Raw genomic sequence first — 11,673 nt, 5'->3', positions numbered from 1 at the left:
GTCAAGTTAGAGATATTTGCTCTTTTTTGGAAACTTTGTTCCTGACTGTTCAACTCATTTAACTCTAAGGGATTTTCGAGTTGTTTCTGTTGTGGATTAATCCCATCATTACTATGAATTTGGCGATTTTCTGGATTTGCCAAGTTAGAGATATTTGCTCCTAGTTGGAAGTTTGTTACTTGAGTGTTCAACTCATTTAACTCTAGGGGATTTCCTACTTGTTTTTGTTGTGGATTAATCGCACTATTACTAGAAATTTTGTAATTTTCGGGAATTTCCAAGTTAGAAATATTTGCTCCTTTTTGCCAACTTTGTTCCTGACTGTTAAACTCATTTAACTCTAATTTTTGCCGAGGGACTATAGGAACAGATTGAGTTATTTGTGCTAAATATTGTTCTACCCATTCTTGATTAAAAATTTCTGCATAAATAGGACTGTATACCTCTAAAAATCCTTGATTGATTTTCGCTATACCAGACCTCAATAACTCTTTTATCTCCCATTTACTATTAGCGATCGCATCATTTTTAAATCTTTGATTATTTTCACCAGGTGGTTTTAACCTGCTATGTTTTAATAATTGTTGATATATTTCTAAATGACTTGTAGATTTCTGTATATTTTTCAGCAACAGATTTTGTATTTTGCTGAAATGAACAGGGTAGTCTTGTGCATCCCAATTTTCTACCACACAAATGTTCACTAAATCTTCTACTAAAGCTACATCATTATAAACTTCTTCTACCCCTCTTTCTCCTAGATAGTTAATAACTATTTGACATAGTTTTTGTGTTAAAAATGGTTGACCGCCAGACCAAAATAATATTTCTTCCATAACTTTTAGTGGCTGTTTTACTATCCCCTCAAATCTCTGCACAAAATGAGCCACTTCTTCTATTTTGAAGTTACTAAGTTCAATATATCTACATACATCTACTAAATTATTAGGTATCGTCATCCCTAGTAAGGCAAATGTTAAACGTTTAAATTCTGGATTATTTGCTCTTTCCTGCAGACAATAATCGATCAATACCCCTAAGCTACTCCACCCAGAATTAACAACACTATCATCATTAACTTCATCTATAAAAATTACTATTCTTTCATTCTGAGTATTGGCTAGCAAGACTTCTTCAATAAACAGAAATAATTTTTCATCGGCAGCCATATCTGCCGTTTCTTCCCACCATAATTCCGGGAAATGTCTAGGAAATATAAAAGTTTTCTCTAAAGTTAAAATTACTTGATTATACCATTCGTCTAGAGTTAAAAGTTTATTGTTAACTCTAGTCATGTCTAGAGCAATACAGATAATATTTTCTGCTTGTAAAAGTTTGATTGTACTAACTTTTAAACTTGATTTACCTGTTTGTGGAGAACTTAATACATAACAATATTTACCAGCTTTCAACGCATTAAATAATTCTTGGTCTGCCGCTCGTCTGACATAAGTGGGGTGATGTGGCGTTAAACAATTACCTACTTGATAATCGTATTCTTGATTTTTTTCTATATTCATATTTATCTTGAGTATCCTCACCTTAGCAACTTTATCAGATATAACCTTTCAATTGTGATTAACTCAAAATTAAGGTTTTGATAAATTATTAGATTTTCAAAAATAAATTATATTATGTTTAGTATTACGCTCGTAGTAGGGTTTTAGCCAATTCTTTATGTTAGGGCTAGAGCAAAACTACAAACAAAAACTTTTTTATCACTTATTATCCAAATTGTTTAGAAACTGTTTGTAACCTCATAAAAACCTCTCTCCTGGTAGGAGAGAGGCTTATTAACCCCCATTCCCTTGTAGGGAAGGGGAGCAAGGGAGTGAGGTTTTTAGGACTAATCGGTTCCATCCAGTACTTTTCAAACAGCTTCTTAGATATTATTTTATTCCCTATCTACAAACTACTGAATTTATATATCAAACTTTTTTAAGCTATAAAAATCTTGGAGATATTGAGAGTTGCTCTGACTAGAAAAACAACTCAAGTCTTAAAGGAAATATTAGTTTGTCTAGTTCGTTTATTTCTAAAGTAAATTGTGGCTGATGTTAGCTACTTACTGGAGTTAATAATTTTAGAGGGTCTTCTAATGGGACTTACAGCAGTTTCGGAGCTAGTGAGGTACAAAATTTTATTATTTTACATTTTATATAGATGGAGAATGTAGATTAGCCTTCAACTGTATCTCACCATCCTAAAAAGTCCTGTAAACAAAACTAACTTTGAGTAATTTTTTCTCCTACAAAATCTTCAATTATCACCAAGGAATCTTCAAAAATTGCTCCTCGTTGGCTGAAAAATAGTCATTGCGACGATAGGAAGCAATCTCATGCCACCCCTGAGATTGCTTCCTTCCACTCCGTTCCAGTCGCAATGACCTACAATAACTAATTATCGGGATTTGATATTAGCTGTCAGCTCTCAGTAATAAGACTCCGCTTTTGTAGTAATATACCGTTTGCCTCTAGATTTTAAAATCAACCAAACATGAATTATTGACCAAAATAATTAGGCGTAAAACTCCCATGTAAACCATAAGGGATATGATGTTTTAAATGTAATCTTGCCACAGGTTCTTTATTCAAATTTCGAGCATCCAAAATTACAACATCCGACCTATGTTCCGCTGCATCATACATCAACATTAATAACCAACCATCATCCTCATTCACCCCATTTGGAAAAGGAACAAATAAAGGTTCCCCGGCAAAACCTCGCGGTGCAACACTAAAAATTTGACGTTCTCCCGTTTGCCAATCAATCTTTAATATTGCTTGTAAAGGAGCATTTCCACTAGACCGATCTGCTACTCCAATAAATAAATATCGATAAGCTTCTCCCACATTATTCGGATTTAAAGTAGGAAACTCACAACAACGACTTTCAACTAATTCATGTTCTACATTATTCTCTGACAAATTAATCTTAAATCGCCATAACTGACCTTCTGGAATTGCATCAAAATCTACCTCCCGAAAATCATCGCCCAGGTCAATTTGTGAAAAAGATTCATAACAAATAGAATCTACATAAATTTCCCCATCCTTTTCCCAAGCATTAGCATGATGAAACACAAAACAAGATTTCGTTTCTAAAATTTTCATGGCTTTACTACCATCACGAGGAATTAAAATCACCTGTGTTGATTTATTAGGTGAAAACTCCAAACATTGACCTGCACCTCGCAATCCCAGAAAGAAAGGAAGAGGATTCAAAGTAACAGGATTTTGGAAAAAGACACAGTAATTTGGTGTAATTACCATATCGTGTAAAAAGGCAAAACCAGGAATCGAACGAATTAATCACAAATTCAAAACTAAAAATATATTCATCTCTATTGCGTATGTCGCGATAGTAAACTCAAACCGTTTGAGAGACTAACTTTAAAGTCATTGGCAATAGCAGTTTTTCTCTCTTAGCCATCCCTCTGACTCTTCTGAAAACTCTATCTAGACAAAAAAACGAATTAATCACAAATTCAAAACTAAAAATATATTCATCTCTATTGCGTATGTCGCGATAGTAAACTCAAACCTTTGGAGACCGCAAAAATTTAACTTCTAACTTCTAACTTCTAACTTCTAACTTCTGTAGTAGGCATCATTATCTGGCAAAAATTCTGGCATTAAATAATGTCCGCCAACTTTATAACCGGAACCTACCGGTTCTAATCTGCTTCTAATACTGGTAAAGAATTAATATTTTCTTCTTGCTCTATTTGAGCATTAAATGAAGGCAACCAATTTAGCAAAGGTAAAGGCAATAAAGTAGAGAGATTAGTGATAATTACCAACAACCACAAATTATCAAAATTTGTCTCTGTAACTTTGAGCCAGTGCATTAATAAAGCACCGCCTTCATGAGAAATTAATTGAGCTAAATTATTGATAGACATTAATAAAGCAAATACAGTCGCTTCTACTCCCAGTGGGCAAAGTCTAGCAGCCAAAACTAATAGTGGCATCAAAGCAATTTTTCCCATTACAGTTAGCACTAAACTATCGCCTAAACTAAACCAATGGTCATCAATACCTAATGCTCTATTAGTGTGAGTAACTAGCAGTAAAGTAGTCATTCCTAAAACAGCAGAAATAACTGTAGACCATCCGAAAATTTTCCGAAACGGAACAGATTTAAAAAACCGTTGAAATAGCCAAACACCAAATAAAGCAGCAATACTTATTACTAACTGTACCCTACCTAAAAATTCTGGTTGAAATCCTAATTCATTCGTAGAGAAGAAAAAGAAAGCTGATTCAGAATTTGGGGTTGCTTGCCAAATAAGTATGAAAGCCGTTGGTAATAGAATTGATTTTTTAGTGACGGCTTTTTTTACCTGTTTAATTTGTTGTTTCAGGCGATCAAGGTTAATTCCCATAGTAACTTTTTCTTCCTCAATTAAGAAAGGTATGGCAGAAACAATTAAAGGAAAAGTAGCTGTAATTAAAAAGACAGTTTGATTGTTAAAATGTTCTAGTAAATAGCCACTAAAATAAGCAGTTATTAGTCCTCCTAATGCTGCGGCAGACCAACATAAAGATTGTAGAGAACCTGTACTACTTACAGATTCTTTTTGCACTCTTTGTACAACAAGGGAGTCAACTATGACATCGCTAATAGCTACTGATAAATAACTCATAGCGATCGCTACTGTAGCTTCTAGTGGAGTATGCACCCATTTTGCCAATGCTACCCAAGAAAACGCCCCCAATATTCCAGAAAAAATTATGTAAGGTCCTCGTCGATAGCCAAATATTGGCACTCCGTCCGAAATGAAGCCAAAAACCGGTTTAATCATCCACGGTATGGCGACAATGCCTAATAATGCCGAAACTTCAGCCGGACTCATAGCCAATTCATCTTTGAGAAAGAAGCTCACAGCTAAACGCCCCAGCCCTAAAATTCCTTGAACAAAGTAAACAAGTAGTATGGCTATAAGTTCCGGTGTTGGCTCATTCCCAAAAAATACCTTTTGTTTGAGGGATTTTTTGAGCTTGATTATGCCTTCAGAAGATATGAACATAAGTGAAGGTTTATTAAGATTTTGTAAATAAAATTATCTTATCGTAAATACCACTTTTTGGCATGGCCAATATTTAAGTCAAAAGTTAAAAGTCAAAAGTATAAAAATTTTTTCTTAATTTATTTGCATTATTAGAGATTTTATGGTGTGCAACTATCTCTGGTCTGAATTTAGAATAGTAATATAGCGCTACGCATTAAGGTTAGGACATTTATAAATCCTCAAATCCTTTGATAGTCTCCTGTTCCCAGTTAAGTGTTCCCTATTCCCGATTCAAGTAGCGCTATATCATCAATACTAACCAAAGTTTTCATTAATTATTGTCAATAATTAGGTTTTTAGTTCCTTTTAAAAAAGATGGAAAATGGGGGTATAAAAATAAAGATGGAAATGTGGTGATTCCCCCATAATCAGAAGTAACAGGTTAGTTTTCTTTAATAAAAGCATAAATCTAGATTAATAATCAAATTAAATATATTGATTATCATGGCTTTTTTTGATATGAATAAACCACAAAACCCAGAAAATAATGATGAAAAAATAACCGATAGTGCTGATGAATTAGTAAGGTTTAAAGAAAATGAGAGACATGATTATAAAAACATAAAAAGAAAAGTGATAATACCTCCTATTTATCTAGCATTTTGGCATTTTTATGAAGGTCTAGCACTTGTAAAACTAGATTTAAAGAGAGTTATATAAACTCTAAAAGGAGAATTTGTAATAGATTTTATCTATGATTTTACTGATAGTTTTTATCAAGGAATAGCAAGAGTAATGTTAGACAAAAAATATAGTTATATAAATTATCGCAGAGAGGAAATTATGCCAATTTGTTGTAATGAGTTGGAGAGGTTTAATGTAGAAGTTGCATTTTTTAAATGGAGTAAAAAGAGAGGATATTTTAATAGAAATGGGGAAGTAGTGGCAGGACCTACTAATCAATATTTGCCAAAAAAAGAAATAACTATACTGAAATCAAAATTTGCTAAAGGAGAGTCTAGAAAAATCACAAAACAACAATTAGAAAATCCCAACCATTCAAAAAGTAGAAGAAAACGCAAAAGAACTAAGACCGAAATCAATGATAAATGACAAAAATATTCTCAAGACAAACCAAAGTTTTTATAGCAAAATTATAGTTTTGTTGATTTAGGCGATCATATTTATACTTTTAGAAACTCTTGTGTTTCCTGCCTTAGAAATCAATTATGTTTCAATACGGTTCAGATAAGACCAAAACTCCTATAGTATAGAACTGTGAGAGTAGCTCTTGAGATTACAGAATTGCCACAAAAAAATCCTTAACTGTCCATAAACTCATCTACTTTCTTTATTCCTTCTTCCCTCTCTCCTAGATAACTAAAGCCTTCTCTCCTAGATAACTAAAGCCTTCTTCCTTCTTTAAAAAATCCTTAACTGAACTGTATTGAATTATGTTTCAAGCAACTCGTCGCCGTTTAGCAATTTGGTACACTACAGTCACAGCCATTTTATTAGTCATATTTACCACTGGGTTTTATATCTATTTCCGTAGTACCCTAATCGAACGTATAGATGATACATTACTTCATGTAGTAGAAATAGTAGAGCGATCGCTAGTCATCGAACCTACTTCCATATCTCCCAAAGAAAATAGTAAAAAACTAGGTGTCAACCTTCAAGCTAGCTTTCGAGATAATGCCAATACTGTAGAAGATGATCACATCGATCTTGAATGGTTTAGTCCCACAGGAGAATTACTTTGGTCAACCTTTTCTGAACCTCTAAATATTCCCATACATTCCAACCGTATTGGAGAAACAGTGCGAATAACTCCCCACTCTGGAAAAATTGAAACATTACAACCCATCACGGAGAATAGTGTACTGCTACGACAGGTGACAGACAGAGTAGAAGTAGGTCGTCAAATCTTAGGATATTTGCGAGTTAGTCATCCTTGGTTTGAAGTAACAAAACCAATTCGTCAATTAATCCTAGACTTAAGTATCGGTATCTGTTTAGTCGTAATTTCTGTAGGGGGTATCGGTTGGTTACTTTCCGGGTTAGCAATACAACCAGTACGAGAATCTTATCAACATCTGAAAAAGTTTACTGCTGATGCTTCCCACGAACTCCGAAACCCCATAGCAATGATTCAAACTAATGTGCAGGTAGCTTTGGCAGACCCTAAGTTAGCATCATCCGAACATCAGCAACAACTACAAGTGATTGAACGTTTGACTCGTCGTTTGGGGCGCTTAGTAGATGATTTACTATTTTTGGCACGTCAAGATAGTAAAATAGTCCAGTCGGAGTTTTCACCAGTACCCTTGGATGCTTTGTTGATGGAAGTAGTAGAAGAACAACAGGCGATCGCCACTGCCCAAGGTATAAATCTAGAATTAAAAATTTCCTTACCTGATTTTATTGAAGAAAATTCTACATCGAACCAGAACTCTACATCAAACTATAAATATTACAAAAATCAAGAGAAATCTAAAATTATCAAACATCCTGTTTCTGAGGAAGATATTACACTTACAGGAGATTGGGAACAACTGGCCAGGTTATTTACAAATTTGATTAGTAATGGTATGCAGTATACACCATCTGCTGGCCATCTCCTAGTAGAGTTGCAGCGCCTTCCAAAAGCTAAAAAGCAAATTTTGAGAACTCAGAAAAGGGAACTAGGCTATACCTCTGAGAATAGTGGAGTAATTTTTAGAGGTTGTCAAAATCTTAAAAATGATTGTCTCAAGGTAACAGTTAAGGATAATGGTATAGGCATTTCCAATGAAAATTTGTCTCGTTTATTCGATCGCTTTTATCGAGTTGACCCCGCTCACTCCCATCGCGGTACAGTTGGGTCAGGTTTAGGGTTAGCGATCGCTCTAGCCATAGTTGAAAATCATCATGGTCAAATATCGATTGAAAGTCGTCCCCAAGTAGGTACTATGGCCACTGTTATTTTGCCTTTACATCAGAGTTAGGGCAACCTCTCATATCTAGGTCTCCAGGTATAGCGCTGCGCGCAAGTCAGAAGTTATAAGTAATCTCTGAGTGAGTTTTCGGTGCCCAAATGCTCCGCAAATAAAACCAAGGGTGATAAATGTTTGTTACAAATGTTAGGGACGTTGCATGGAAAGGGAGTAGGTCAGACTGAAGTTGTAAGACTGAAGTTGGAATAAATATTGAAGCAAAAAAGGGAAGATGTGATGTATAGAGATAGCTTTCTCAAATGAATTAGAGAAGCTCTTTTTAAGTATCTCCGATCGCTGTTGGTACTTTTTTGTAGCATTGTTTTTTCAAACTGGTATAATATTTAGCAATGTCCAAGCCCTTTGCTTCGACTACTATACAAAACTCTGTGGTTGCTCAGTAACAAACTACTATGATAAATTTTGTTGAAAAAGTATGTTCCAGTAGAGTTTGCTGAAAAAGTTTTTGGTAAATAGAGATAAGAGGAAAGAGTGTTTTTGAGGTTTAAAATGGAGTGAGACCTTAATTTTGAAGTGCTTCAGCTCCTAACTTGTACTCGATAAGACCTCGCCCTTAAGGGCGGGGTTTTAACAAAAATATCGGTAGAAGTCCTCACCTAAAAATAATATCAGGACACCCTTATTCAAAATCCCAGGAAGATGATGACTCAATTCTTTTCTAAGTTTGTTAAAAAAACCTCTATCATTAGTGCCATTGGTAGCAGTTTAATGATCGTCACAATTTCCCAAGCTGGAGGGCCACCAACCGGTACTAAGCCTCCTGCTGCCGAGCGACAAGAGGATACTTCTGAGCCATCTAGTGACAGAGGAAAACCTGTGGAGGTTGAACCTGAGACGACTGAACCGACTCGCCGTCAGTCTCCTAATATTGATCGTCCTCCTACTCAGCAGTCAGAGACTACTCAACCCCTACCCCAATTTCCGGAACCTGCTGGTAGGGTTACCCCCATTGAAGGTCTTATCACTCTAAGATTAATTAATCAAACCGGTGCTGTAATTGAATATCAGGTAATAGGTGGCCGACATCGGATTCTAGGGGAAACGTCAGTAGTAGAATTATCTGAACTGCCAATCCCACTAACCTTAACCTACCAACGTTCTGATGGTGGGTTACTAATAGTACGTCCTCGGAGTATTTCTCCCACATTGTTGGAGATTATATTTAACCCCACAGAAGATTTTGATTTGGATACAAAGTCACTTAATATTACTGGTAAAGGTGGGGTATTTTTGAACTAGGTTTAAGATAGAACAAATCTTGGGTATGAGATTAGGATAAGTTACCGAAAAATAGGGTCTGAAACCTCCCCCTTAAGTGGGAAAGGTATTCAATCTTTCTAAAAACCTATAGCTACTTAATCGTAGGGCACTTAACAAACGAAAACTAGAGTTATAAACTTTTGTACAGAAATGATTGTACATAGAAAAGCTCTAATTTTCTGCTTCTGGTTCTTTTGGAACTTTGAGAAACTGATTTATACCTGTACTAACTTTCTCAATATCATCATTGAAATAGATGGCTTTAATATCTTCTGGCAAATTAGTATCTAGATTATGATATCCCTGTTGTAGTAAAGATTTTACTTCCTGATGTGAAATGGTTTCTCCCTCAGCTTGGAGATAAGCTGCTATTCTTGTTTCACTCCAGTGAAAAGTCTGAAACATTAACAAAATCAAGCGTAGTAGAGGCTCTAACTGATCTAATACTTGCCTGACATAACACCATAAAGGTGGTGGTGCCATTTCTAAAGAATAACGAATTGACTCGACAGGGGGTATTTCTTCTTGGTTAATACTAATGGCTGTAACATTAATTAACCAATTCTGAAGAGTAGTATTTCCGGTCTCTGTATCCGATCCCTCTCGTAAATCTAAGCCACGCAATTCGTAAAATATATGTTGCCAAGTTTTGGCCAATAGATAATCTGCTTGAACCGGCGATCGCACAGAATGTTGAATTAAAGTTTGGACTATCATACCATAGCGACAGAAAATCGCGACAAAGTATTTACCTTGGTCTGGATAGTTTTGAAATAGGGTCAATAGTTCTTGGTCACTGTGATGAAAGAGTGACTTAACTATGGGGTGGTTAGATTCGGGAAATTTGTAAGTAGGCTCTGTTTTTAGCATAAAGTTGGAAAAATTAGATTAATACTAATGAATTTAAAAAGCACTATTAATTCTAAAATATAAATTCCTTTAGCCAAATCAAAGTATAGTCGTTTCAAATAAAAATTAGAGGGCTAAATCCCTGATTTAAAAAGATTATATCAAGGTTAAGTATCTCACTCTTAACTGTAATAACTATAGCAGTCGCCACTACTAGGGCAGACATTCTCGCTCCTATGAAATTTAGTCCGTGCCACGAATTTAACTTCTGACTTCTGACTTTTGACTTCTGACTTCAGCTTATTCGATCCATAGCTCTTTTTCCTCCCCACTGTTCAACAATTTTATCATCGTATTCATCAGAAATTTTTAAAACTGCTTTGACAGATGCTTCTAACTCTGGTTTATCACAAGTCGAACCAACTATTGTATGTTCAAATATAATATTATTATCTTTATCTATGCCAAAAGCGCCAAAGCGCATTTTACTATTTTCTCGTAATAAAAATTGCAGCAAATCAGGTGTAAAATTAACATTCGTTACAACAGATGAGCGAGTATTAATAATTGCCTCATCATCTCCCCAAGGAAAGACAAATACTTCAACCAAGGCAGAACCCATAAACAAATTAACACCAGGTAAATCTTGTCTGGTGCAGGGAAATTTATCAAATAATTCTCTCATCCATAAACAAACTTTGTTGTAGCAAGCTTCTTGTACATTCGTCTCAAATTTCATAATTTTCTCCTTCTATACCATTTTAATAGGAGGATATCTCCTAGGAGTCATAAGTCAGGGGAGACAAATATTTTAATTATATCTGCAATAGGATATAGAGGATAGTATCTTATATCAAATTTATCAATGTTTGTTACAAATAGTATCAGCTCCTTAGAAGGAAGACCGAAGTTGGAATAAGAAATAAATAAACAAGAAAAAAACAAAAAATGATATAGATAGGTAGCTTATAGGATTGGAGAAAATTTTTTTATTCATCAATGTTGAGCTTTCTTTTTTCACGCTTGGTATTACAGCCTATTCTATGCAAATGTTGTACAGTGATTGTAGTAAATTTGAGATAACATAGAACATAGGTTTGTTTTTTATAGGTATTATGGTTATGAGTGAAATATTAACACCTAATTTAGTCGCCCAAATTCTTACTGCATTGGGTTCTGTAGGTTTTTTCTTTTTGGCAATCCAAGCATTAAGACTATTAAAGCAATAGCAAAAATTAGAAATATATTTTTAATCAAAATAAAGAAAATATCTTTATCTATCTGAAAATGTACTATAACAATCCTAAATAAATTGTAAAATTTTACTGTAGTGGTATAGAAAGTCATAGATATAAATCTATGAATCTTGGTATAATGTAGAATAGGATTGAACAGTCGTCATTGCGACGATAGGAAGCAATCTCGCGTTACCTCTGAGATTGCTTCCTTCCACTTCGTTCCAGTCGCAATGACTTGGGTATAGTAATTATTCGGATTCTATAGAACCCATTTGATAGCTATATAATTATGGTAGTCAAGTCTTTTCGCGCA

The 11,673-nt window shown here is 34.7% G+C and carries 8 protein-coding genes and 1 pseudogene; 4 read left to right on the top strand and 5 right to left on the bottom strand.

Annotated elements, in window-relative coordinates; translation table 11 throughout:
* The 3 genes from ACP6PM_RS07820 to ACP6PM_RS07810 form a co-directional block, all read right to left on the bottom strand.
* The coding region (locus ACP6PM_RS07820; protein ID WP_426583400.1) for an AAA-like domain-containing protein at positions 1–1,520 on the bottom strand (1,520 nt) is incomplete at its 3' end.
* A gap of 981 nt (positions 1,521–2,501) precedes the next feature.
* Entirely contained in the window at positions 2,502–3,299 is a 798-nt protein-coding gene (locus ACP6PM_RS07815) for a carotenoid oxygenase family protein (RefSeq protein ID WP_426583404.1), read from the bottom strand.
* A 377-nt stretch (positions 3,300–3,676) separates the two neighbouring features.
* Entirely contained in the window at positions 3,677–5,032 is a 1,356-nt protein-coding gene (locus ACP6PM_RS07810; RefSeq protein ID WP_426583391.1) for a folate/biopterin family MFS transporter, read from the bottom strand.
* Between the two features lie 486 nt (positions 5,033–5,518).
* Between ACP6PM_RS07810 and ACP6PM_RS07805 the strand changes: the two genes are divergently transcribed.
* From ACP6PM_RS07805 to ACP6PM_RS07790, 4 genes and pseudogenes are all read left to right on the top strand, one after another.
* Positions 5,519–5,734, top strand: a complete 216-nt coding sequence (locus tag ACP6PM_RS07805) for a WG repeat-containing protein (protein ID WP_426583389.1) — start codon at positions 5,519–5,521, stop codon at positions 5,732–5,734.
* Positions 5,735–5,752: 18 nt separating this feature from the next.
* A pseudogene (locus ACP6PM_RS07800) lies at positions 5,753–6,127 on the top strand (WG repeat-containing protein); the annotation flags it as partial.
* Between the two features lie 341 nt (positions 6,128–6,468).
* The gene (locus tag ACP6PM_RS07795; protein WP_426583387.1) at positions 6,469–8,004 is read left to right on the top strand and encodes a sensor histidine kinase; all 1,536 of its coding nucleotides are present in this window, start codon (positions 6,469–6,471) and stop codon (positions 8,002–8,004) included.
* Positions 8,005–8,652: 648 nt separating this feature from the next.
* On the top strand, positions 8,653–9,252 hold the full coding sequence (locus ACP6PM_RS07790; protein ID WP_426583385.1) for a hypothetical protein: 600 nt from the start codon (positions 8,653–8,655) through the stop codon (positions 9,250–9,252).
* A gap of 192 nt (positions 9,253–9,444) precedes the next feature.
* Here the strand turns inward: ACP6PM_RS07790 and ACP6PM_RS07785 are convergent, their stop codons facing one another.
* Both ACP6PM_RS07785 and ACP6PM_RS07780 read right to left on the bottom strand, forming a co-directional pair.
* Positions 9,445–10,143 carry a sigma-70 family RNA polymerase sigma factor gene (locus ACP6PM_RS07785; RefSeq protein ID WP_426583383.1) on the bottom strand — a complete coding sequence of 233 codons (699 nt, stop codon included), beginning with the start codon at positions 10,141–10,143 and terminating at the stop codon, positions 9,445–9,447.
* Between the two features lie 274 nt (positions 10,144–10,417).
* Positions 10,418–10,861 carry a T3SS (YopN, CesT) and YbjN peptide-binding chaperone 1 gene (locus tag ACP6PM_RS07780; RefSeq protein ID WP_426583382.1) on the bottom strand — a complete coding sequence of 148 codons (444 nt, stop codon included), beginning with the start codon at positions 10,859–10,861 and terminating at the stop codon, positions 10,418–10,420.
* Positions 10,862–11,673 lie beyond the last annotated feature (812 nt).

This window comes from Dapis brunnea BLCC-M229, from assembly GCF_050015995.1.
In the GTDB taxonomy this organism is placed as follows: domain Bacteria; phylum Cyanobacteriota; class Cyanobacteriia; order Cyanobacteriales; family Microcoleaceae; genus Trichodesmium.
Note: the sequence above shows the minus strand (reverse complement) of the source record. Positions and strands in the feature narration are given on the sequence as shown.

Excerpts from the sequence above, each read along its gene's own strand:
- ACP6PM_RS07805 (WP_426583389.1), top strand. The coding sequence starts at position 5,519 with ATGGCTTTTTTTGATATGAATAAACCACAAAACCCAGAAAATAATGAT.
- ACP6PM_RS07780 (WP_426583382.1), bottom strand. The coding sequence starts at position 10,861 with ATGAAATTTGAGACGAATGTACAAGAAGCTTGCTACAACAAAGTTTGT.
- ACP6PM_RS07790 (WP_426583385.1), top strand. The coding sequence starts at position 8,653 with ATGATGACTCAATTCTTTTCTAAGTTTGTTAAAAAAACCTCTATCATT.
- ACP6PM_RS07785 (WP_426583383.1), bottom strand. The coding sequence starts at position 10,143 with ATGCTAAAAACAGAGCCTACTTACAAATTTCCCGAATCTAACCACCCC.
- ACP6PM_RS07810 (WP_426583391.1), bottom strand. The coding sequence starts at position 5,032 with ATGTTCATATCTTCTGAAGGCATAATCAAGCTCAAAAAATCCCTCAAA.
- ACP6PM_RS07795 (WP_426583387.1), top strand. The coding sequence starts at position 6,469 with ATGTTTCAAGCAACTCGTCGCCGTTTAGCAATTTGGTACACTACAGTC.